Annotated in this window: 18 protein-coding genes; 10 read left to right on the top strand and 8 right to left on the bottom strand. The window is 46.5% G+C overall.

Going from position 1 to position 24960, the window contains the following annotated elements; genetic code table 11:
• Nucleotides 1-120: 120 nt before the first annotated feature.
• The 5 genes from rpsD (at nt 121) to carA (ending at nt 4605) form a co-directional block, all read left to right on the top strand.
• Nucleotides 121-726, top strand: coding sequence for a 30S ribosomal protein S4 (gene rpsD, locus KW844_RS25940; protein WP_218379684.1), 606 nt, complete (start codon nt 121-123; stop codon nt 724-726).
• 67 nt (nt 727-793) lie between these two features.
• Nucleotides 794-1789 (top strand): DNA-directed RNA polymerase subunit alpha, encoded by a 996-nt coding sequence (locus tag KW844_RS25945; protein WP_073083240.1) that lies wholly within the window; start codon nt 794-796, stop codon nt 1787-1789.
• Nucleotides 1790-1889: 100 nt separating this feature from the next.
• The gene (gene rplQ, locus KW844_RS25950) at nt 1890-2384 is read left to right on the top strand and encodes a 50S ribosomal protein L17 (protein ID WP_218379685.1); all 495 of its coding nucleotides are present in this window, start codon (nt 1890-1892) and stop codon (nt 2382-2384) included.
• A gap of 268 nt (nt 2385-2652) precedes the next feature.
• Nucleotides 2653-3354, top strand: a complete 702-nt coding sequence (locus KW844_RS25955; RefSeq protein WP_218379686.1) for a hypothetical protein — start codon at nt 2653-2655, stop codon at nt 3352-3354.
• Nucleotides 3355-3492: 138 nt separating this feature from the next.
• Nucleotides 3493-4605, top strand: coding sequence for a glutamine-hydrolyzing carbamoyl-phosphate synthase small subunit (carA, locus tag KW844_RS25960; protein ID WP_218379687.1), 1113 nt, complete (start codon nt 3493-3495; stop codon nt 4603-4605).
• A gap of 777 nt (nt 4606-5382) precedes the next feature.
• Here carA and KW844_RS25965 read toward each other — a convergent pair.
• Nucleotides 5383-6582 (bottom strand): pyridoxal phosphate-dependent aminotransferase, encoded by a 1200-nt coding sequence (locus tag KW844_RS25965; protein ID WP_218379688.1) that lies wholly within the window; start codon nt 6580-6582, stop codon nt 5383-5385.
• A gap of 126 nt (nt 6583-6708) precedes the next feature.
• A complete protein-coding gene (locus KW844_RS25970; protein WP_073083253.1) occupies nt 6709-7104 on the bottom strand; it encodes a DUF1573 domain-containing protein in 396 nt (131 codons plus the stop codon).
• Nucleotides 7105-7302: 198 nt separating this feature from the next.
• On the opposite strand from KW844_RS25970, the gene KW844_RS25975 reads away from it, so the two are divergent.
• Together KW844_RS25975 and KW844_RS25980 are read left to right on the top strand one after the other, a co-directional pair.
• Nucleotides 7303-9705, top strand: coding sequence for a thiamine pyrophosphate-dependent enzyme (locus KW844_RS25975; RefSeq protein WP_218379689.1), 2403 nt, complete (start codon nt 7303-7305; stop codon nt 9703-9705).
• A gap of 231 nt (nt 9706-9936) precedes the next feature.
• Nucleotides 9937-11250: a DUF3472 domain-containing protein gene (locus KW844_RS25980; protein ID WP_218379690.1), complete on the top strand. Its 1314-nt coding sequence runs from the start codon at nt 9937-9939 to the stop codon at nt 11248-11250.
• A 225-nt stretch (nt 11251-11475) separates the two neighbouring features.
• Here the strand turns inward: KW844_RS25980 and KW844_RS25985 are convergent, their stop codons facing one another.
• The 4 genes from KW844_RS25985 to KW844_RS26000 all read right to left on the bottom strand — a co-directional run bounded on the left by KW844_RS25985 (nt 11476) and on the right by KW844_RS26000 (nt 18823).
• Complete coding sequence (locus tag KW844_RS25985) at nt 11476-13245, bottom strand: RagB/SusD family nutrient uptake outer membrane protein (RefSeq protein WP_218379691.1); 1770 nt, start codon at nt 13243-13245, stop codon at nt 11476-11478.
• 18 nt (nt 13246-13263) lie between these two features.
• Entirely contained in the window at nt 13264-16680 is a 3417-nt protein-coding gene (locus KW844_RS25990) for a TonB-dependent receptor (RefSeq protein ID WP_218379692.1), read from the bottom strand.
• Between the two features lie 400 nt (nt 16681-17080).
• Nucleotides 17081-18187: a FecR family protein gene (locus tag KW844_RS25995; protein WP_218379693.1), complete on the bottom strand. Its 1107-nt coding sequence runs from the start codon at nt 18185-18187 to the stop codon at nt 17081-17083.
• A gap of 66 nt (nt 18188-18253) precedes the next feature.
• On the bottom strand, nt 18254-18823 hold the full coding sequence (locus KW844_RS26000; protein ID WP_218379694.1) for an RNA polymerase sigma-70 factor: 570 nt from the start codon (nt 18821-18823) through the stop codon (nt 18254-18256).
• Between the two features lie 168 nt (nt 18824-18991).
• Between KW844_RS26000 and KW844_RS26005 the strand changes: the two genes are divergently transcribed.
• Together KW844_RS26005 and KW844_RS26010 are read left to right on the top strand one after the other, a co-directional pair.
• Nucleotides 18992-19951: a D-2-hydroxyacid dehydrogenase gene (locus KW844_RS26005; RefSeq protein WP_218379695.1), complete on the top strand. Its 960-nt coding sequence runs from the start codon at nt 18992-18994 to the stop codon at nt 19949-19951.
• Nucleotides 19952-20241: 290 nt separating this feature from the next.
• On the top strand, nt 20242-20997 hold the full coding sequence (locus KW844_RS26010) for a response regulator transcription factor (RefSeq protein WP_218379696.1): 756 nt from the start codon (nt 20242-20244) through the stop codon (nt 20995-20997).
• A 149-nt stretch (nt 20998-21146) separates the two neighbouring features.
• On the opposite strand, the gene KW844_RS26015 is transcribed toward KW844_RS26010, so the two are convergent.
• Nucleotides 21147-21857, bottom strand: a complete 711-nt coding sequence (locus tag KW844_RS26015) for a YebC/PmpR family DNA-binding transcriptional regulator (protein ID WP_218379697.1) — start codon at nt 21855-21857, stop codon at nt 21147-21149.
• An 82-nt stretch (nt 21858-21939) separates the two neighbouring features.
• Nucleotides 21940-23436 (bottom strand): amino acid permease, encoded by a 1497-nt coding sequence (locus KW844_RS26020; protein ID WP_218379698.1) that lies wholly within the window; start codon nt 23434-23436, stop codon nt 21940-21942.
• 189 nt (nt 23437-23625) lie between these two features.
• Here KW844_RS26020 and KW844_RS26025 point away from each other — a divergent pair, with 189 nt between their 5' ends.
• Nucleotides 23626-24900 carry a dicarboxylate/amino acid:cation symporter gene (locus KW844_RS26025; RefSeq protein ID WP_218379699.1) on the top strand — a complete coding sequence of 425 codons (1275 nt, stop codon included), beginning with the start codon at nt 23626-23628 and terminating at the stop codon, nt 24898-24900.
• Nucleotides 24901-24960: the final 60 nt, after the last annotated feature.

Below are 24960 nucleotides of genomic sequence, written 5' to 3' on the forward strand. Positions count from 1 at the left end.
TAACTGACTGGTGTCTGGACTTTGTAGTTTAATATTTTATAAACATGGGTGTATGATCAGGTTTTTAGATTTTTTGAAGAGCATACATCATTAACTAAAAAATCTTTATTATTTTCAATTATGGCAAGGTACACAGGACCAAAGACCAAAATTTCCAGAATTTTTGGTGAACCCATTCTCGGTAATGGTAAGTATTTAGGTAAAAACAGCAACCCTCCGGGTCAGCATGGCGCAAACCGTAAACGTAAACAATTAGGCGAATACGCACTGCAGCTGAGAGAAAAACAGAAAGCAAAATACACTTACGGTGTACTGGAGCGTCAGTTCCGCAACCTGTTTGACGAGGCTAACCGCAGAAAAGGTGTTACTGGTGAGGTATTGATTAAATTACTGGAAGCTCGTCTGGACAACACCGTGTTCCGTCTGGGTATCGCTCCTTCCCGTCCTGCTGCTCGTCAGCTCGTGTCTCACAAACACATCACTGTTAACGGTATCCTGGTTAACACTCCTTCTTTCCAACTGAAACCAGGTGATACTGTATCCCTGAAGAACAAAACCGCAAACAATACCGCTCTGACCAGCGTTATCCGTGGTAAAAATCCTAAATTCAGCTGGCTGGATTGGAACGAGAAAGAAATGAAAGGTACATTCATTGCTTATCCTGAGAGAGAGAGCGTTCCTGAGAATATCAAGGAACAACTGATTGTGGAATTGTATTCTAAGTAATAAATACTAGTCCATGGCTTCGGCCATGGACTAACTTCATATTTAAACTCATAAATCTATCATATCAATGGCAATTTTAAATTTCCAGAAACCTGATAAGATCGTATTGCAGAAGTCTACCGACTTTGAAGCTCAATTCGAATTCCGACCATTAGAACCAGGTTATGCTGTGACTATCGGTAATGCGTTGCGTCGCGTGCTGTTGTCTTCTTTGGAGGGCTATGCCATTGTGGGTATTAAGATTGAAGGGGCTGATCACGAGTTCGCTACACTGAAAGGTGTTACCGAAGACGTTACAGAAATTATCCTGAACCTGAAACAGGTTCGCTTCAAGAGAATTTCTGAAAATGATGTGACGAACGAAAAGATCACACTGTCAATCAAAGGTAAAACTGAGTTTCGTGCAGATATGATCGAAAAAGCTACCAGCGCTTTCCAGATCATGAACCCGGAATTACTCATCTGCACCCTCGATCCATCTGCTAAGATGGATATCGAACTGACTATCGGTAAAGGCCGCGGTTACGTTCCTGCAGAAGAGAATAAACCTAAGGATGCAGTGTTTGGCTATATCGCCATCGACTCTATCTTTACGCCAATCAAAAACGTAAAGTACAGCATAGAAAATACCCGTGTGGAACAAAAAACCGACTATGAGAAACTGATCATGGAGGTTGTTACCGACGGTACTATTCATCCTGAAGAAGCAGTGAAGCAAGCTTCCCGCATCCTCATCCAGCACCTGATGATCATCACCGATGAAAACATCAGCTTTGATACCAAAGACGCTGAAAAAGAAGATGTAGTGGACGAACAAACCCTGCAGCTCCGTAAGATACTGAAAACACCACTCGAAGATCTCGATCTGAGCGTACGTGCTTTCAACTGTCTGAAAGCAGCTAAAATCAACTCCCTGAGCGAACTGGTACAGTACGAACAGGAAGAACTGATGAAATTCAGAAACTTCGGTCAGAAATCTCTGAGCGAAATCGAACAAGTGCTGGGCGAAAGAGGTCTGCACTTCGGTATGGACCTGTCCAAACTGAAACTCGACGAAGAATAATCTTTATATCCCCTTTTCACCACAAATGTGAAGGGGATTCTTATTTTTTATAAAAGTACCCTGCAATTCCTGACACGGTGCAGGGGTAAAATCAAATGTCATGCGTCACGGAGTTAAATTAAACAAATTAAGCAGAACAGCTGCACACCGCAAAAGCCTGATGTCTAACCTGGCTTGCGAACTGATCAGTCACAAACGTATCACCACCACTTTAGCGAAAGCTAAAGCGCTGCGCGTTTACGTTGAACCAATTCTGACCAGAGGTAAAGCCGACTCTACTCACAATCGTAGAATCGTTTTCTCTTACCTGCAAGACAAAGAGGCTATCAAAGAACTGTTCGGTGTTATCAGCGAAAAAATCGCTAACCGTCCTGGTGGATACACCCGTATCATTAAACTGGGTAAACGTGTAGGTGATAACGCTGAAGTAGCAATGATTGAACTGGTTGATTTCAACGAAATCTACGGTAAATCTGCCGCTGCTGATAAAGCTCCTGCTAAGAAAACACGCCGCGCTGGTGGTGCTAAGAAAAAAGCTGAAGATGAAGTTGCTCCTGCTGCTGATGCTTCAACTGAAGAAAAATCAGCTGAGTAATTTATTCAATAGATTACAATATTTTGAAAGGCCTCGCATTGCGAGGCCTTTCTGCTTTATGACAGCTAACATCTCCCTAAATATATTTATAAAAAATTGTATATTTAGCCCACTGAATAGACCATAAAACCTGACCGTCCCTATGAAATACCTGATTTGTGAAAACTGTCAGCATCCTAATGTTATGAAGTCGGAATACCAGACTTTCTGTGAATCATGTGGAAAAAAATTTCAAACCACTTTTGCTGAATGGCGCCAATCACATCCCATGGCCAGTTTCGAAGAATTTCAGCAAACCGTTGGTGTCTCCATCAAAGCCCCCAGGAAAAATATACTCACCGCATGGGTAAACAGGCAAATGCAGCCACAAAACCGGGGGAAGGTAATTATCTTCTTTACCCTGCTGTTTATCTGTATCGCCGGCGCAGGGACACTCTTCGGGAAAAGAGCCGTATATACGCTCCTGTACCCTAAAGTGCCTAAATCAAGCCTGTATGCCACCTGGCACACGGCTACCATAGGTCGCCACGCCCTGGAAATCAGTACGCCCCTCAAATTATGGGTGCACGACCAGCCTCTGAAACCGGAAGAAGCCAACGAGGTGGAATACTCGAAAACATATAGAAATGAAGACGGCGGCGGGGTTCAAATAGCAGTCAACCTTCGCAACTACAAGCCGGGAGCTGATAATTCCCTGGAAACTGCCGTCAGTACCAGCCACAAAGCCCTGCAGGAGGGCGGATTGGTAACAGATATTCAATGTAAATCAGTTCCGGTGTTAATTTCTGGCCTGCAGGGAGCCCTGGAGGAAGGCAGCTACCTTTATAAAGGCGCTATCAAGCTCAGCTTCTCAAATCTGGTAGTAGTGCGGGAAAGTAGCCGCTGGCAAATACATATCAACTATCGCGACGACGATCCGGTAGGGCAGGAAGTAGCCGGCCGGGTACTAAAATCTGTTAAAATTAAATAGCAATTTCAAATCTGAGATAAAAAAATCTGGAATTAAGGCTTGCATTTCATAACTTTGCACGGTTTTTTATCCGAACCTTCCTGGGCACAAGCCCTCGAAGGTTTTTTTTAAAAAAATAAAACAAGACAGATACCAGAAATGCCTCAGACAAGAACCATCCAACCTGCCATACTGCTGTTAGACGACGGTACGGTTTTTCAGGGAAAAGCTTTTGGGAAAATTGGCACTGCTGCCGGTGAGTTAGCTTTCAATACCGGTATGACGGGTTACCAGGAAGTGTTTACAGACCCTTCCTACAAAGGACAGGTCCTTATTATGAACAATTGCTACATCGGTAACTACGGCACCAAGACGGATGACGTAGAAAGTAGCACTGTTAAGATCAGTGGTCTGATCGCTAAGAACATCGCTTATAACTATTCCAGAAAGATGGCCGACGAATCCCTGGAGAAGTTCCTGGCAGATAACAACCTGGTAGCGATCTATGATGTAGACACCCGCGCGCTGGTTTCTCATATCCGCAGCAAAGGTGCTATGAACTGCATCATTTCCTCCGAGATCCTGGACGTAGCACAACTGAAAGCTGAACTGGCAAAGGTTCCTTCCATGGAAGGCCTCGCACTCAGCCAGGAAGTTTCTACCAAAGAAGCCTACACCGTAGGTGATCCGGAAGCAGCTATCCGCATCGCAGTAATGGACAATGGCGTAAAGCGTAACATGCTGAAATGCCTGTCTGAAAAAGGTGCTTACCTGAAAGTATTCCCTACAGACACCAAATTTGAAGTAACGGAAGAATTCAAGCCTAACGCTTACTTTATCTCTAACGGTCCTGGCGATCCTGCTCCGCTGAAATACGCCATTGATACCGTAAAACAGATCCTGGCGGCTGAAAAGCCCCTGTTCGGTATCTGCCTCGGTCATCAGTTGCTGGCACTGGCGCATGATATCCCAACTTACAAAATGCACCACGGTCACCGCGGCCTGAACCATCCGGTGAAAAATCTGAAAACCGGTTTATGTGAAATTACCACCCAAAACCACGGTTTTGCTGTGGACGGGAAAGCAGTTGAAGCTAATCCGAATGTGGAAGTAACACACATCAACCTGAACGACAACACCGTAGAAGGTATCCGCATCAAAAACAAGCCGGCATTTTCCGTGCAATACCACCCTGAGTCTACTCCGGGCCCACACGACAGCCGTTACCTGTTTGATGACTTCTTCACCATGATCAAAGCTAACATGCAGTAATTATTGCTGTTAGTACAGATATTTTCTTTTTGAGAGTCCCTTCGCGGTTGCGCGAGGGGATTTTTTTTGCAGAATCCTCATACCTATCCTGTCATAACTGGAAATTGATATTATACGAAGACGGTCCCGAAGAATCGGGACCGTTGCATTTTAAAATTCCACGTTATGAAAACAAACGAAAAATATCACCATGCCGAAGCACGGATATGTTCCGCCGTTTTATTACATAACAATATTATAAAAAAAACATGTGCAATAAGTAAAAGGAGTTGGTAATTTTTTCGAAATCGGGTCAAAAAGCGACAAAAACGCAATAATCAGGGACGAAATCAGGGTTTAGGGCAAAAAAATACGGCTCTGTGATCAGAGCCGTTTGCCTTTATAAATTCCACGTTATGAAAAACTGATACAAAAATACGATATTTTGCTAAAACGTTTTAGTTAAACTTTGTTTTTTTACAGATTGTTGATAATTCAATCTTGTAATTGTAATCCAAAGGTCGGACCAAAAGAACGTTTTGAAAAATTCTGCAGGTTAAATTATTCTTAAACAAGTTTAGATTTTGCAGAATTGATCGTATATGTAAATATTTTTATGTTTGGTTGTTTTTGATTTTTTCGTTGTTTCTGTATCAAATATACGAAACAAAAATCGAAAATTGCAAGAGGTAGGCCTAAAAAAAATGAGTTTTTGGATAAAAAACAATATATAAAATTTATTATAATGTATTTTGTGCTCTTTTTTTAATGCTAACCTCCTGCAGTCGTGTTTTTTTATTAGATAGCCGTACGGCCAGGATATACTTTTAAAGCCTCCGCCAGGCAATTCATCGCACCACGGATATCCTCCAGATTCAATACATAGGCCAGTCGTACCTCGTTTTTACCAAGGCCGGCAGTAGCGTAGAACCCGGTAGCTGGCGCCATCATAACGGTTTGACCCTCATGCTGGAAGTTTTCCAGAATCCACTGGCAGAATTTATCGGAATCGTCAATAGGCAACTGCGCCATCGCGTAAAATGCACCACCAGGATTAGGGCAGAACACACCCGGAATCTCGTTGAGCATTTTTACAAGGAGGTCGCGGCGACTCTGGTACTCCGCTTTAATGCCGTCAAAATAATCAGCAGGCAGATCCACAGCCGCTTCACCGGCAATTTGCGCAAAGGAAGGAGGACTCAGACGCGCCTGTGCAAACTTCATGGTAGCATCCAGCACTTCCTGGTTTTTGGTTACAAATGCACCTATACGGCCACCACAAGCACTGTAGCGCTTAGAAATGGTATCCATCAGGATTACATTGTTGTCCATGCCTTCCAGGTTGGCAGCGCTGAAATGTTTGCCACTGTAGCAAAACTCGCGGTATGCCTCATCAGAAAACAGGTACAGGTTGTGTTTCAGACACAGGGTTTTTAAAACCTCCATCTCCGCCTGGCTGTACAGGTAACCAGTTGGGTTATTAGGGTTACAGATCAGGATCGCTTTGGTGCGCGGAGTAATCGCTTTTTCGAAATCCTCCATGGCAGGCAAGGCAAACCCAGTGCTGATATTTGCAGTAATAGTTTTGATTTTTACCTCTGCTTCAACGGCAAACCCATTGTAGTTCGCATAAAACGGCTCAGGAACAATGATTTCATCCCCTGGATCCAGGCAGGCCATGAAGGCAAACAGGATAGCTTCAGAACCACCTGTGGTTACAATAATCTGGTTGTGATTCACTTCGATATCGAAGCGCTTGTAATATTCCACCAGTTTGCGGCGGTAACTTTCATTGCCGGCGCTGTGACTGTATTCCAGAATTTTAAAATCAGAATGACGTACCGCATCCAGGATTTGTTTTGGTGTTTCAATGTCCGGCTGACCGATGTTAAGGTGATATACCTTTACACCTTTTTTCTTTGCTGCTTCAGCAAAAGGGACAAGTTTTCTGATAGGAGAGGGCGGCATAACCTTTCCTCTCTGGCTAATGGTAGGCATATAATTGTTTTGATTCTTTTGCGTTGCAAAGATAGGTGAATTAGATGTCTGGATATCAAACATACAGGCAACAAAAAAGCCTTACAGACTATCTGTAAGGCTTTTTCTATGAAGAAATAACTTGTGTTATTTGCTGGATGGACTTCCTACTGTACCAGTCAGATGCAGTTCTTTGTCTGAATCCACTCCTCTGAATTTAACCCAGATAGTTTTGTTTTGCTGGCCGATGCTGCTCGCGTTGTAGCTGGCAGTCACCTTGCCTTTTTTGCCAGGGAGAATTGGTTCACTCGTCCATTTTGGAGTAGTGCAACCGCAGCTCGCTCGCGCCGCTTCAATTAATACTGGTTCTTTGGAGATGTTAGTGAATTCGAAATCAACTGTTACCGGCTTGTTCAGATCGGTTTTGCCGAAATCAATGGTTTCTTTCGCGAATTTAACCTTCGCGTCAGCAGGATTTTGTTGTGCCCAGAGAGCTGTTGAGATCAACAGAGTTGCAAATAGGGATAGAAGAAACTTTTTCATTTTATACTGGTTTTAAATGCGACTGGTTAAAAAAAATAAATTTTTCCAAGTTCTCAGACAAATTTACGGCCAAAAACTGTTTGTTACCTAACAAATTATTAAATTCTTATTAAAAAAATCAGATTATTTTAAATATGAATTTTACAGGCATTCCCGAACTGTATAATTAACCTTACTTTTGTACTTTAACCATGAGGCATGATAGAAAATAACGAACTCGCTATGAATATAGAAAGCCGGTTGTCATTCGAAGAATTCCGCAAGGAGGTGTTAAATGACTACAGGTTGGCCTGCGAAAGCAGAGAAGTTAGTCTGCTCGCCCGTAAGGAAGTACTTACCGGTAAAGCTAAGTTTGGCATTTTTGGAGATGGAAAGGAAGTGGCGCAGATAGCGATGTCCAAATATTTTCAGCCGGGGGACTTTCGCTCAGGTTATTACCGCGACCAGACTGTAGCTTTTGCTACTGGCATCGCCAACCCTGAACAGTTTTTTTCGCAGTTATACGCCGATCCGGATGTGAATCATGATCCGTTTTCCGGTGGCCGACAAATGAACTCGCACTTTGCTACCCCTAATATTGATAAGGAGGGTAATATGCTGCCATTAGTGGAGATGAAGAATTCAGCTGCTGACATGGCTCCAACAGCAGGTCAGATGCCCCGCGCATTAGGCCTGGCATTGGCGTCCAAGCTTTTCCGTAAAGTGGAGGAGCTGCAGGATATGAAGCATCTTTCCAACGGTGGTAATGAGATCGCATTCGCTACTATCGGTGACGCCTCTACGTCAGAAGGGCATTTCTGGGAAACCATGAACGCTGCAGGCGTATTGCAGGTGCCACTGGCAGTATTCGTTTGGGACGACGGCTACGGTATTTCCGTACCCCGTAAATACCAGACTACCAAAAACTCTATTTCCGCAGCCCTCGAAGGTTTCCGTAAAGCTAACGGAACCAATGGCTTCGACATATATAATATCAAAGGCTGGGATTATGCCGGCATGTGTGAAGTACTGGAATCTGCCATTCGCAAGATCCGTGAAACCCACATCCCTGCGCTCTTCCATGTGGAAGAAATCACACAGCCACAAGGCCACTCTACCAGCGGCTCGCACGAGCGTTACAAAAGCAAGGAACGCCTCGCCTGGGAAAAAGAATTCGACTGTAACGTAAAAATGCGTTCCTGGATTATCGAAAATGCCCTGGCAGACGAACCTACGCTGGAAGCTATTGAAGCAGCAGCCAAAACTACTGCCCAGGATGCCCGCAAAGCAGCATGGGAAAAATACATTACCCCTATCAAGGCAGATGTACAGCAGTTTATTGCCACTGCCACACCTGTGTTGGAAATTGCCGGCGCCAAAGCTGAATTTGTACAGAAAGCTATTCACGAAGTGCAGACCAATCGCGAGCCACAGCGCCGCGATATTCTGAAAGCTGCCGCTTCCATGCTCGTACGACTGAAAGCGCAGAAAAACGACGCGGCGGTACAGCAGCTGCAGGCTTACTACGATACTTACTTCCAACAGGAAAAGGAAAACTATACTTCAGGGTTACACGCCACCGGTGCCAACTCTGCCATGAATGTGCCGGTAATACCAGCCGCATATGGCGATGAGCCAACCACTATCAATGGGTACGAAGTCCTGAACAAATACTTTGATCAGCTCTTTACCAACAACCCGAAAGTTTTTGCTTTTGGAGAAGATGTGGGTAAAATAGGAGACGTAAACCAGGGCTTTGCAGGCCTGCAACAAAAATATGGTGGTTTCCGTATAGCCGACACCGGTATCCGCGAACTGACTATCATGGGACAAGGGATAGGAATGGCACTTCGCGGCCTTCGCCCTATCGCCGAAATCCAGTACCTCGATTACCTCCTGTACGGACTGCAACCACTCAGCGATGATGTGGCTTCCCTGCAATACCGCACTAAAGGCGCTATGTATTGCCCGCTGATCGTACGTACCCGTGGCCACCGCCTCGAAGGTATCTGGCACAGCGGATCTCCCATGGGAATGATCATTAACTCCCTCCGCGGAATGTATGTTTGCGTACCTCGCAACATGGTACAGGCAGCCGGTATGTACAATACTTTACTGCAAGCCAACGAGCCTGCTATCGTCATCGAATCACTGAACGGTTACCGTCTCAAAGAAAAACTGCCGGTTAACCTGAACGAATACACGGTGCCATTAGGTATCCCTGAAATTTTGAAACAGGGAGATGATGTAACCATCGTTACCTACGGTTCCATGACACGCATCGTGGAAGATGCAGTCAACACCCTCGAAGAACTGGGGGTTTCCTGCGAAGTAATTGATGTGCAAACATTACTGCCTTTCGATATCAATCATATCATTGTTGAGTCGCTCAGGAAAACCAACCGCATCCTCTTTGCTGATGAAGATGTGCCTGGTGGTGGTACCGCCTACATGTTCCAGCAGGTGATGGAAGAGCAGGGTGGTTACCGCTGGCTCGATGTAGCACCACGTACCCTGAGCGCACAGGCCCACAGGCCGGCTTATGGCTCCGATGGCGATTACTTCTCCAAACCAAACGCAGAAGATGTCATCAAAGTAGTGATGGAAATGATGGAAGAATAGCCGACAAACAATCGTAATATATTAAAAGACCGATCTATCCTGATCGGTCTTTTTTTGTGTCATAATACTGCCAGAAAAAAACACCCGACTAGTAAATAATAAACGTAAAAATTACCTTCAATTTGTTGATGACCCGACCCAGCGCAAAACAGTGAACAAGCACCAGTGAACGCAGTTAATTCCCTTTGTACACGGAGCACTAATTATATGCTAAACCAAAATCCGATCACGATGAAAAAGTACCCTATTATTATGCTTTGCCTGCTGCTGGCAGCATGTGCAAAAAGCATTGACAGTGAACTACAGGAAAAAAGTAATTCTCCCAAAGCCACCACGGAGCTGGTTACAACGGATACGGTTACTTTATACAGTAACGGTTACGTATATCCGAAGGAGCAGAGTAACGGCTATGGTACCATCGGTACTTCCGGGCTCGGCGCCTGGACAGACACTTCCGGTGTTACCAAAGTTTATTTCTATCCCACTACTACCGGTAGCATTAATGTATCTATCCGGGTAAAGGCACCCTCTAATACCAACACGCTGCGTATCCGCCTGGATAGCGCTGGTACCAGCTATAATGTAGTGGTAAATCAAACGTCTTCGTACGTGACGCTCAACGTCGGTACTTTTAATATTTCGTCGGCTAACTATCATTGTATAGAAATCAAAGCCGTTACGAAAAATGGTACCTACCTGCCGGATGTACAATCGGTGGTGATCACCAGTTCATTAGGACTGAAGTACAACAAAAGTCAGTACCGCGGCGCCCCGGCTACCCATCTCAGTTACAAATATCCGGGGGATAGCGCTATTTCCTGGTTTTACACGGAAATAAATGTGCCCGCCGGTGCCGATCCACTGTATGCCTACTATATGACCAATGGTTTCTGGGATGGTTACTTCGGTATACAGGTAAACTCCCCAACAGAACGCAGAATCCTTTTCAGCATCTGGAGTAATTACAATACAAATGATCCGAATGAAATCCCGGCGGACTACGCCGTAACGCTGGTGCGCAAAGGGACCGGCGTGGTGGATAACGCATTTGGTAACGAAGGCTCCGGTGGCCAAACGTATCTCATATTCCCATGGGTAACGGGCAATACCTACAAAATGCTGGTACATGCGGAAGCCTCCGGTACGCATACCCTCTTTACTGCCTGGTACTATGCGCCTGAAAACGCCGCCTGGAAGCTGCTGGCAGAATGGGATAAGTCCAAAACCAACGGACAGCTGCTGGGAGGACTGTATTCATTCGTGGAAAACTTTAGCAGCAACGGACAAAATTATTTTAAGGCACGCTACGGCAACCAATGGGTATGTACTAAAAATGGTAACTGGATAGAAGTCACGCAGGCCACTTTCTCTACCACCGCCAGTGATGCCGCACACCAGCGCTACGATATTGGCGGAGGTATTGAGTCTGGCATGATGTATATGTACAGTGGAGGATTCCGCCAGGTAGGTAATAGTGTAGGGGTCACCTACACCCGGCCTTCCAGCGGCAGTGCCCCATCCGTAAACCTTTCCACACTTCCTTAATGGTGCGGTGCTCCGTGTAAAATAGGCGAAGCCACTACAAAGCATATGATAATGCTGGTGTAGTGGCTTCTTTAATAAATCAATTAATCAGTTGCAGGCTTAGTTAATTATTTATGGCGCTGCAAAGGTGGGGTAATATCTCCGTCTTTTGAAAGGCAGGCGCCTTAATTAATGATTTCTTTACATGGATGAAAGGCCGACTCTTTTTAAAAAGCGATTTTAAGCCTAATTCCAGCCCGGATTCTGCGTCATGGTATTACCGGGTACCTGTAACTCTCCAAGAGGCACAGGGAGCAGGTAATCGCGGTTTACGTTGAATTTGTAACCGTTACTCAGGGATCCTACCTTCTGGAAAGGTTCGATGTAACCATCCGCATCCACCGGATAACCGGACAGGAGGCTGGTGGAAACGCGGCCCTGCCACTGTTTCAGCTTAGCGCCCTTGGGCTTCCAGCCCACCAGCAGTCGCTGTGCAGCACCCCAGCGGTAAATATCATCTCTTCTGAAACCTTCGCAGGCAAGCTCTATCCTGCGTTCCCTGCGGATCTCATTCATCACTGCACTTAACTGGGGAAATATCCACTTAGGATCAGTAATAATGGCGCCAATATTGAGTTTGGGCATCCCAACCCTGTCGCGGAGTTTGTTAATGGTGAGATCTACATCTCCCTGTGTTAAAACTCCTAATTCCGCTTTAGCCTCTGCATTTATCAGCAACACTTCTGCATAGCGCATCAGGATCAGGCCGGTGGTGCCCAGTTCTGCTGCATACTGTTGCGCATAGTCGGTATTGTGCCCTTTGTACACCTGGTAACCGGTAGCAGGGCGGTTTTCGCTGGAAGCATCGAACGTAGGTATCTGGAATAACAGGTTGGCAGCACCGTTTGGCTGATTGCTGGTAACGATGTGATTGCCATCATTTACATACATGGTTTGTGCCAGCCGTGGATCGCGGCCGGTTACCACCAGCTGCAGTGAATCATCGCCCTTATAAAGCGTGCTTACGGAAATTGGCTGCCCGTCTGCACACAGGTAATCATCCACCAGGCTTTTAGTCAAACCTCTGCCCGCACCGGTATTCGTATATCTGTGCCAGTTATGGGAAGGACCGGTCGTAACATTGTACTGCCGCCAGAAAATTACTTCCTTGCTGCCAGCATAATCTACCTGGTTAAACAACGACCAGTAGCCGTAATTCTTACCTACATTATCCAGTGTAAACACGCCACTACTCATTACTGCGGCGGATGCATCCAGGGCTTTCTGCAGATATTTGTCAGGTGTGGAACCCGTTACACCGAAAGGCGTACCGGCCTGATATTTTTCCCAGGTGCCCTCGTACAGGGCTATACGTGCCTGTAATGCCTGTGCAAATTCTTTATAAACGCGGTTGGCCTGTGCAGTTCCCTTTGCAGGCAATAAGGCGATCGCACTATCGAGGTCGGCAATGATTGAATCTGCAATCACATTACGTGGTAATCTTTTGTTGTACACCTCTTCTGATGCCGGGTCCAGCACCTGGCTTACCCATGGCAGATCGCCATAGTTACGCAGCATGTTGAAATACCAGTAGGCCCTGAAAAAGCGGGCTTCGCCCACATAGGTTTTAACGTTGCTCCATGGCTCGTTTACCTTGGAGTAATTAGCCAGCAGATAGTTGATGTTACGCAGATTTCCCCAGGAAGCGATACTCCAGTTATCAGAGGTGGCAGGTACCACGCTTTCACCATTCATGCGGGTGTTGTAGCTGATGTAGACCATGTTATCTGAACCCTGGTCTGCATCTTCCCCATAAATGCCAATGGTGCCAAATCCCGTATAGGCGGGGAAGTTATTGTAAAAACTGTTGGCGTACAGCTTCAGGTCATTGGAGGTTTTCCAGTATTGTGCGTCACTGATCACCGTTTCGGGTGATCTCTCCAGAAAACTTTTTTTACAAGCAAAAAGTACGGACGACAATAGTATAGTGGCGGTTAATATCTTCGGAAATCGCATATGCTCAAATGTTTTTAATTAGAGAATTACATTGATACCACAAGACCAGGTTCTTTGCAACGGATAGATTTTCGCATCGCTGATGGAGAGTTCCGGATCAATTGTTTTGGCCATTTTAGTGAAGGTGGCAAGGTTTTCAGCGCTGAAGTATATACGTACTTTTTGTGCGCGGATGTGCGACAGTATCTGTGCAGGAATAGTATATCCCAGCTGCAGATTTTTAATACGCAGGTACGCTCCGTTTTGTAAATAGCGGGTTTGCGTTTGTGTGTTCTTATCGTTTTCACCACTCATGTAAAACTTAGGGAAGTAACCACCCTGGTTGGTAGCTGACCAGCGGTCGTAGTGGATACTGAAAGGAGAGCTTTGCCACTCACTTCCAACGATGCCCCAGAAGTAGTTGGAACCTACCCATGCATCTCTTTTGGCAACGCCCTGCATAAAGATGCCCAGGTCAAAACCTTTGTAGTCAAAAGAAAGATTCAGGCTGTACTGATAGCGCGGAGTGTTATTACCGATAATACGACGATCACCACTGCTGTCCAGCGTGTTTTTACCGTTGTTGATAACCCCGTCATTGTTGAGGTCCTGGTAGATCACGTCACCTGCACGCCAGGTGCTGTTCCAGAACTGCGCTTTAGGCGCTTTGGCAGCATCGGCATCAGTCGCATATAATCCGGAGGATACGTAGCCCCAAATATCACCCATGTTCTGCCCTTCGTAGAAGGTGGAGAGGGATCGGGAAGGATTGTTGTATTTCACGACCTGTCCTTTATAGTCGGAGAGGTTAGCGCGTACGGAGTAACCTACTTTTCCGATGCGGTCGTTCCACTGCATAGTGAGTTCAAAACCAGTAGTACGTATAGCCGCATTGTTCACCCTTGGTACTGCTGCACCCAGGATAGCGGGTAGGACCTGCGCAGGTCCTGCAAAATCATCTGCTTTACGGATATAGTAATCGAAGTTGACATTTAATCTCTCCTTAAACATACTAAAGTCAGCACCTATATCATAGGAAGTAGTAGTAACCCAGGTTAGCTCCGGATTTACGAGGGAAGGCTGACTAACTGATGCTTGTTTATTGCCGCCAAACAGCCAGGAAGTATTGTTAGGCCGTGTGGTTGCAAGGCTCGGATAAAACGGATAGTAGGTGCCAATAGCCGGATCGCCGAGGAATAACTGATCCGGTGAGGAACCAAATGAACCACGGAGCTTGAAAGTATTTACCACATTGCTGATGGGCTGCCAGAATTTTTCCCGGTCGATGTTCCAGCCGGCAGAAATGCCCGGGCTGAATTTCCATCTGTTATCGGACAGGAAGCGGGAAGTACCATCATAACGGCCGTTAATTTCTAACAGGTATTTATCTGCAAATGCATAATTAAATCTGCCAAAAAAGCCTTCCACCGCCAGTCTGCGAACCTGATCACCCACCGATGGCGTGGTATTATAGGTCAGGTTCAGGGAAGGGATATCGTTGGAATACAGCAGCGAATTGGATGCGGAGTAAGATGTATAGTTGGTAAGCTCGCTGGTGAAGCCGCCCAGTATTTTAAAATTGTGTTTATTAAAAGTCTTTTCATAGGAAGAAAACGCATTCACGATGTGGTGTTCGTACCGGTAATTGGAACGGGAAAAGCCGTTGGGCGTGGTACCGCTAACCGGTGCTGTGGAGCCGTCGGGCAAATAGACGAATACGGTTTTAGTATGATTCTGTTCATCGTAAAGATCTCCATCAAACGTATAGTTGGCGGTGATATTCCAATCTTTGAGCGGAGTGATTTTAAATTCACCGGTGATCATAGGCTGGTCCTCGGTATACTTCATTCGGCCGCCTTGCTGGTGCAGTAATACATCGCTTGGGTCGGAGTAGTTGCCATCCGGATTTTTCAGTTGCACGGTAGGGAATTTGCGGGCAATCTGGTGCATATAGTTACCACCTGTTTTACCTGAGTAGGTATTAGGTGTGTTATACAGCGTACGGCTGATGGTGCTGCGCAGGTTAAACTGCAGCCAGCTGGTGATATTAGAACTTACGTTGGCGCGGATATTAAAGCGCTTGAAATCATCATCACCGAAGTTGAACATCCCGGCTTTATCGTTGTAGCCGATACCGATATAGTAGTTGCTTTTATCAGAAGCGCCGCTGATGCCGATATTATGTTGCTGACTGAATGCAAAATCTTTAAAATAGATTTTAAACCAGTCGTTATTGGCGTTGGAAGTATTCCAGGAAGTCCAGTCGTTTGGTACCGCAGGATTTTTCATAGCTTCTTCCTTGAGTGTACCTGCCTGGTAGTCCTTGATACGTTGCAGGGTAGCATCGTCGAAAAATGGGGCGCGACCTGCATTTACGAAAGCTTCGTTGTAGAGGTTGGCGAAGTCCAGGGAGTTCATCATTTTTGGCAGGTTGATGGTTTGTGCCCACGACAGGTTGTTGTCGTAAGTAATTTTAGTGGGCTGTCCTGCCTTGCCTTTTTTAGTAGTGATGAGGATCACGCCGTAAGGGGCGGAAGAACCGTAGATAGCAGTGGAGGCTGCATCTTTAAGTACAGAGATGCTTTCCACATCAGAAGGGTTGAGGGCGTTGATATCTCCACCCTGTATACCATCGATCACGATGAGCGGGCCGCCGGATTGCGTACCACCGGAGGAGTTGATTCCCGTATAGCCGCGCACGTTAATGCTTTGTGTAGCGTTGGGTGCGCCACCGCCGGTAGTAGTGGAGATGTTAAGGCCTGCTACCATCCCCTGGAGAGCTTGTGTAACACGTGTGATAGGCCTGTTTTCCAGCACTTTACCGGACACCTGTGCTACCGCGCCGGTGAGGTTTACTTTCTTCTGAGTGCCATAACCCACCACCACTACGTTTTCCAGCTGTGATACTTCTGCGAGGAATTTCACGTTGATGCGTGATCTGCCGTTTACGGCGATTTCCTGTGTTTGGAAGCCGATGTTGGAAATCACGATGGTAGCGTTGTCGGGTATATTTGCCAGGGAGAATTCACCGTTGACATTGGATACGGTTGCTTTCTTACTTCCTTTTACCAGGATGGTGGCGCCGGGGACGGGGTTGCCGCTGTCGTCCGCTATTTTTCCATGCAGCGTATCAGCAGGCGGCATTGCCGGCGATGGTGGTGCAGTGGCTTTGTTCAGTACGATGGTTTCTTTGATCACTTTCCAGGAGAGGCCCTGGTCTTTCACGAGCAGGTCGAGCACGGTGGTGAGTGGCGCGTCGGTAACGCTGATGCTGACGTTTTTTGCCTGGTTGAGCAGGCCGGCATGGTACCAGAATTTGTAGCCTGATTGCTTTTCGATTTCAGTCAGTGCTTCCTGGATCGGCCGGTCGGTTTTACTCATGGTGATTTTCTGGGCGAGGCCATGGGCGCTTACCTGCAGGAAACCTACCAACAAAAGTACCGTTGTTAGTTTCATAACTTTCCAGATTTTGGTGGGTCGTTTGTGACGACTTAAACGATTTAGCAGAGTTGTAAATAACTGCATGTTTGGATGAATTAAGGATACTAGAATAGTGGGACAGGGGATTACGTCCGTGACGTAGCTGTCCGGTTTAGTGTCATTTGGAATTAGGTGAGCATTAGGATTGCGGAGGATATTTATCCTCAGGCAAATTGTTCACTGTGATGTACCTGATTATTTTCAGGTGAGGCTTGCGGATGGCGCTTGACAAGGAGTTGCTAAAAACATAAATTTGATTTAGGTGATAAAAAAATGCTTGATCGTATTGTGTTTATTGCCATTGGAACCGGGTTATGTTGGCGCATGCCCGGTTTTATTTTGAATCATGTAACTTACATGATAACTATATTGATATCTAGTTCGGAAATACTATCAGTTTTTTCTGCTCCAGTTTCACATGGATACCGCCTTCGCTGAGGATGGCGATTACATCCTGTAATTCATAACTTTTCTTAATACTGCCTTCAAATTTCAGATCAGGAATTTTCCCGGTATATGCTATGTCCAGGTTGTACCACCGGGCAATTTGCCGGAGGATGACTGCTGTGTTTTCGCCCTGCATGGTGAAGAAGCCATTCTTCCAGGCGGTAATGCTGGATATGTCTGCATGCGGAACCAGCGTCATTCCTTTTTCCTGGCTGATGCTGGCCTGTTGGCCCGGATGCAGCAGCAGGGAATCCTGTTTGTCGTAAACTTTCACTGCACCATTTACGAGGGTGATGTTAGTCGTTGGTTCGTCTGCGTAGGACATACAATTAAAACTGGTGCCTAATACCCTGACGGTTTTATCATTGCTTTTTACCACAAAAGGCATGTTAACATTTTGTGCGATTTCAAAATAGGCTTCACCGGAGAGTTCCACCACGCGTTCGCGGCCATGGAAGGCGGCAGGGAATCGCAGGCGGGAAGCGGTGTTGAGCCATACTTTAGAGCCATCGGCGAGGACCATCATAAATTGAAATCCGGGAGGGGTGATCAGTTCATTGATTTCATCCGGGGCGGCATTGCTGTTGTGGTAGCTGGCGGCGCCATTTGCCAGGGTGATGGTGCTGTTGCCCTGCGTGATCACGGAAGAATCGTTGCTGAGGGTGATTTCCTTGCCGTTGGCCAGTTTGAGTACCACGTGTTTACTGTCCGTTTTATCAGACAGCAATTGCTTTTTGCCGGCAGGTTTATAATGCAGCCACAGCAGGGTAGAAAGCCCAATCAGCAGGGCGGCGGAAGCGGCCACGCTGATGCGCATCAGGCGTATGCGCTGCTCCGTATGGCGGATACCGGCATTTTCGTATATGCGTGCTTTCAGCAGGGCGCCTGTTTCCTGTTGGTTACCCATCAGGTGCTCTTCCCATTGTTCACTTTCTTCGATGCTATCGAGCAGCGCATGGTACGTTTCAATTTCTGATTCGGTTGCGGTGCCATCGGCGATTTTTTCAGCGATGGCGGCCAGTTTTTCGTGGATCAAGTAAGGGCCGTTTATATCCTAGTAACGTACGGGGGGGCTATCCCCCAAAGCGGTGAAAAATATTTTTTATTGCAGCAGCCAGAGGAGTGTGAGCAGGGTAGTGCCAATATGAATGCGGATACGCTTGAGCGCAATGGCTATATGGTTTTCCACGGTTTTAATGGAGATGTTTAGCCGGCTGGCGATTTCAGCATGAGAGAGATGTTCATGGCGACTCATGCTGTATACTTCCTTACATTTTTCCGGGAGTGCATCCACGGCGGAGGCTATGAGCGACTGTAATTCCTTCAGTTGAATTTCGTCCGGGGCCACGGTTGCTTCTGTCATGTAGCGGAGGGAATGCATGAGTTGTTGCTGGGATTTATTGGCGCGCAGGTAGTTTGCCATTTTAAATCTGACGGCGCCTTTCAGGTATTGTTTGAGTGAGGTGATTTGCACGGTTTCCCGGTTTATCCACAGCCAGGTGAATACTTCCTGGATAATATCGAGTGCCTGTTCTTTGTTGCGAAGTGTGTAGCAGGCGTGCTTGTACAGGTCGGCCCAATAACGTGCGTAAATCGTATCAAACGCACGCACGTTGCCGTCTTTCAGGTACGAAAGTAGTTCACTGTCCTCCATCGCTGTCCAACCGAACATAAGCCGATAATAAATTTAAGCGGGATATTATACCTGCAATCTACTTTTTATAGCCGCTCATTTTTGATGTTTTTTTCGCAAAAAGCTGCGTTATATTCTCCTTTCAGGGTATTGGCAGAGTTTATATATTTTTATTGCCTGATTTTTTCAAGCATAATAACAGATGATATGAAGCAAATAGTTGTATTGGACGGATATGCCCTCAATCCGGGGGATTTAAGCTGGGAGGGCCTGGAGGCGCTGGGGAAAGTTACCGTGTATGATCGTACGCCGGAGTCGCTCGTGGTGGAGCGTGCCAGGGATGCGGAGATTGTGCTCACCAATAAATCGGTTCTGAGTGCTGCTGCTATTGCGGCTTTGCCTAAGCTGGAATACATTGGTGTGATTGCTACTGGTTATAATGTGGTGGATATAGCGGCTGCGAAGGAGCGGGATATACCGGTTACGAATGTACCGGCTTACAGTACTTCTGCGGTGGCGCAGCTGACGTTTGCGTTGATACTGGAGCTGTGTCACCATGTAGGTGCACATAGTGAGGCGGTGCACCAGGGCCGTTGGAGCAGCAGTAAGGATTTTTCGTTCTGGGATTTTCCGCTGGTGGAGCTGGAGGGTAAGGTATTGGGTATTGTAGGTTTGGGGCAGATAGGGCAGGCGGTGGCCAGGATAGGGCTGGCGTTTGGGATGCAGGTTATCGCTCACCATAAGCATCCGGAGCGGGATAAGATGGATGGGGTAAGGTTTGTGGACCTGGCTACCTGTTTCCGGGAGGCCGATGTGGTGAGTTTGCATACGCCTATGAGTGCGGCTAACAAAGAGTTTGTGAATGCGGCTTTGCTGGATACGATGCAGCGGGGCGCGTTTTTGATTAATACGAGTCGCGGCGGCCTTATTAATGAGGCGGATCTGGCGGCGGCGCTGCGCAGCGGCCGTATTTCCGGTGCGGGCGTGGATGTGCTTTCTACGGAGCCGCCACCAGCGGACCATCCGCTGATTGGAGCACCTAATATGCTGATTACGCCTCACATTGCCTGGGCTACTGCTGCGGCACGGGGCCGTTTATTATCGGCGGTAACCGATAACCTTGCCGCATTCCTGTCTGGAAGGGTGAAAAATTGCGTTAACAGTTAAGAAATTTTATATTAAAACAAACGCATAGTTGATGAAAATAATAAACTGTTTTCTTTAACTATGCGTTTGTGTCTCTCCCTAAATAACTTATACATATGTTCATTAATAACCCTAGGAATGAACAAAATGAACGGAAAATCCTTTAATGAACGAAAAGACTGATTGTAGAACCATCAGGAAATCGGTACTTTGAATAAACGTAAAAAATACCCTTTGCTTTTTCAGGGTTAAGCCCAAAATCGAGAATCGCTGTTTGCTGCTTTTAATCGTTACAATTAAATCTATCTAAAATGAAGCCGACCGTTTTATTGGTGGAAGACGACCAGTTTTTTGCTAAAGTGATGAAAAGACATATCGAAAAAGCCGGTTATGAAGTACTGTACTGTGCCGATGGAGAGGCCGGATGGGAAACATTCCAACAACGGGACATTGACCTGTGCGTGCTCGATGTGGTAATGCCCAAAAAGGACGGATTTACGCTAACCAAGGACATCCGTTCGATTAACGAAAATGTACCTATCATCATCACTTCTTCCCGTTATATGGAGCAAGACCGTATGCTGGGATTTGAAAATGGAGCAGACGACTACATCGTTAAGCCTTTCAACATGCAGGAATTCCTGCTTCGCCTGGAGGTTTTTATCAAAAGAGCCAGGCTGCTGCGCAGTGAAAAACAAATTACCTACCTGGTGGGTAACCTGCGCTTTAACTACCAGCAATGCAACGTAGTAGTGGAGGTTAAGAAACCCGCCCCTGACGGAGGTACCAGAATCGAGCTGGAACATATGCAACTCCCCCCGAAAGAATCTGATCTCTTTAAATACCTGTGTGAAAATCCCAATAAAAAACTCAAACGCGACCAGATCATGTCCAGCGTTTGGGATGGGGATGACTCATACAATAAACGATCTATGGACGTATACCTGACGCGGCTGCGCCGGTATATAGCCCCGGACCCTACCCTCAGCGTGGCTACCTACCACGGCAAAGGCATTATGTTTATTGCCAATGAGGCGGACCGGCACCAGGAAATTATCAAAGCCTGATCAACATTGGCTGCTACTATCCGTTGAAATTAACAAAGCGCCGTCATACGCGCGCTCCTATTAAACACCTTGATCCGTTTCGGTTCCTTGACAAAAAGAAAAGGTCCTGCCTCAGCGGCAGGACCTTTCTTTTCTATACTAAATTGTACTTACTTCAGATTGTGGAAAACAGCCTGAACGTCGTCGTCCTGCTCCAGGCGATCTACCAGTTCCAGCACCTCTTTGGCCTGTTCTTCTGATAATTCCACCACATTAACAGGAATACGCTTCAGTTCTGAGCTGATAACTTCCAGGCCCTTGTCTTCCAAAGCCTTAGACATATTACCGAACTCAGTAAACGCTGCGCGGATAATAATATTACCTTCTGAATCCTCTCCAATTTCTTCCAAACCAGAATCGATCAGCTCCAGTTCCAGCTCTTCCAGGTTCTGGCCGGCATTCTTCACTTTAAACTCACCCACGCGGTTGAACATGAACGCTACAGAACCACTGTTACCAAGGCTACCGCCGCATTTGTTGAAGTGCGTTCGCACGTTGGCAACAGTACGGGTAGTGTTATCGGTAGCAGTATCCACCATAATGGCAATGCCATGTGGCGCGTAACCTTCATATGCAACTTCTTCGTAATCAGTTTTGTCTTTACCCATCGCACGCTTAATCGCAGCTTCCACGCGATCTTTCGGCATGTTAACCGCTTTCGCATTCACGATGCAGCGACGCAGCGCAGGGTTATTTTCCGGGTCAGGACCGCCTGCCTTTACGGCAATTGCAATGTCCTTACCAACTCTGGTAAACTGTTTGGCCATCCTGTCCCAGCGGGCAAACATGGTGGATTTACGAACTTCAAATATTCTTCCCATTGGAGTGGTATCTTATTGTTGGATCTTTAAAATAATCCGCAAATTTAAGCTAATCTGGCTAAGTAATAAAATCACCGGTTGGTTAATCCAGCATCTTACGGGCCTTACTGTGCTTCACACTGTACCCGAAGTAGATAATAAAGCCAAGTCCCAGCCATACAAACAAACGGGACCAGTTTTCAACACCCAGACTGATAATCATCGTAAGGCAGAACAATGCCCCCAGTACAGGGACTACCGGTACCCATGGCGTTTTAAAGCCACGTGGTACATCAGGATTGTTTTTCCGCATGATAATAACGCCTATGCAAACCAGTACAAACGCAAACAGGGTACCGATGCTGGTCATATCACCCACCACGCTGTCCGGAACAAAGGCCGCAAACAGACAGGTAAATACAAAAAACATCCACTGTGAACGGTATGGTGTGCGGAATTTAGGATGCAGCTTGGAGAATACCGGAGGTACCAGACCGTCGTTACTCATGGAATAGAATACGCGTGTCTGACCCAGCAGCATCACCAGGATTACAGAGGAGAAACCAGCAAGGATTGCCACGGTAATCAGGGTAGATAACCAGCCATAACCAGGCATGTAGGTATCGATCGCATACGCTACTGAAGCCTCACCACCTGCTTTCAGGAAGTCTTTATAAGGTGCTACACCTGTCAGCACAAAAGAAAACAGGATATACAGCGCAGTACATATCAGGAGAGAAACGAGGATACCAATCGGCATGTTTTTCTTAGGATTCTTGGTTTCCTGCGCCGCAGTAGACACGGCATCAAAACCGATGAACGCAAAGAATACCACACCGGCACCCCTTAGTACGCCTCCCCATCCATGGTTAAAGAAGTGGGAGTAGTCCACCACATGGCCGTTGTGCATAGTAACAGTACCAGCATCCGGAGAAATAGTGAAAGGAGTGTGGTTAGCAGGATTGATAAACTGCCATCCGCAGAAGATGAACAGGATCACGATCGCCACTTTACAAATCACAATGATGTTGTTTACAATGGCAGAACCGGAGATACCGCGTACCAGCAGCATGGTAAGCAGCAGGAGAATGAACACGGAAGGCACGTTCATAATACCTCTTACACCGGCATCACTGATTTCAAAAGGACTGTGACACCACTCGTATGGTATCGTAATGTTAAAGACGTTTGTCAGCAACTTGTTGAGGTACTGTGACCAGCCGATGGCTACAGTGGCGGCACCGAGGGCATATTCGAGTACCAGGTCCCAACCAATAATCCAGGCAATAAATTCACCAAGTGTGGCATAGGAATAAGTGTACGCACTTCCTGCAATCGGAATCATGGAAGCAAATTCGGCATAGCATAATCCTGCAAGGGCACAGCCGATAGCGGCAATGATGAAGGATACAGTAACGGCCGGACCTGCATGCTGGCCTGCAGCGGCGGCAGTTCTAACAAAAAGGCCGGCACCGATAATGGCACCGATACCCAATGCAATGAGGGAGCCCGCTCCTAAAGTCCTTTTAAGACCCTTCTCTGAATCGGAAGCTTCAGACAGCAGAACAGACAGTTGTTTCTTGGCAAATAGTTTGCTCATAAGCCAAATGTTGGTTGATTGTTTTTAAGGTAGATTTGTTTGTTGTTGATTGTTAATCGCCAAATATAATAACTGCAAACCAAAATGCCCGGTTTTATTTTACCTCCGGCGGCTCATATTTAAGCCAGTAACCTTATTTTTGGGGAATTTTAGGTTACAAACCATTACCGCAATTAATTCTACCGTCGCATGAAGAAATCCAACAAGCTTACTGTGTACATATTTGCCGCCATGATAATTGGTATCGCAACGGGCTACATAGTGAACTACTCATTTGGAAAAGGAACACCTACTCCGGAGGAACAGGCAAGTATTAAGAAGTTTGCCGATAACGTATCGATACTGACAGACATATTTTTACGCCTGGTTAAAATGATCATCGCTCCATTGGTGTTTTCCACACTGGTAGTTGGTGTGGCCAAAATGGGTGATATTAAAGCAGTTGGCCGCGTAGGCGGTAAAACCATGCTGTGGTTTATCAGTGCAACCTTTGTATCATTGTTTCTCGGATTAATCCTGGTAAACCTGCTGAAACCAGGTTTATCCCTGGGTTTACCACTGCCTGATGCCCACGCCGCCTCCGGTGTGTCAAAGGCAGATATGACTTTAAGAGGATTCTTCCATCACGTGGTGCCGGACAGCGTTGTAAGCGCTATGGCCCACAACGAAATATTACAGATCGTAGTTTTTGCCATTTTCTTTGGAGTAGCCGCCGCTGCTATTGGTGAGCAGGCAATCCCGGTAGTGAAGCTGATGGACAGCGTGGCGCATATCATGCTGAAAGTGACCGGCTTTGTAATGAACTTTGCTCCATTTGCCGTATTTGCGGCCATGGCAGCCATCATCGCCGATAAAGGCCTGAGTGTGCTGTGGATCTATGGTAAATTCATTACGCAGTTTTATGCAGGGCTCTTTAGTTTGTGGATCGTACTGGCATTCGTAGGATTCCTGATACTCGGCAAACCTGTCTTACGACTGCTGGGGCTCATCAAAGACCCGGTACTGCTGGCGTTCAGCACGGCGAGCAGTGAGGCTGCCTACCCGCGCACCATGGAAGAACTGGAGCGCTTTGGCTGTGATAAACGTATTGTAAGCTTTGTACTGCCACTGGGTTATTCCTTTAACCTGGATGGTTCTATGATGTATATGACCTTTGCCAGCCTGTTTATTGCACAGGCCTATGGGATGCACCTGCCATTCGACCAGCAAATCACCATGTTGCTGGTACTGATGATCACCAGTAAAGGTATTGCCGGGGTTCCCCGCGCCAGCCTGGTGGTAATCGCAGGTACACTGTCCATGTTTAATATTCCTGAAGCAGGCCTGCTGCTGTTACTGGGAGTAGACCACCTGCTCGATATGGGTCGCTCCGCCACAAACGTAATCGGTAATGCCATGGCTACAGCTGTAGTATCGAAATGGGAAAACAAACTGGACCTCAACGGAACAGAGGTGAAAGCCTGAAATGCCCGACAATAAAGACCTTTGCCAAAACATTAACATTCTCATTGGAGAATAATTTAT

Origin of the sequence: Chitinophaga sp. sic0106, from assembly GCF_019219075.1 — a bacterium.
Lineage (GTDB): Bacteria > Bacteroidota > Bacteroidia > Chitinophagales > Chitinophagaceae > Chitinophaga.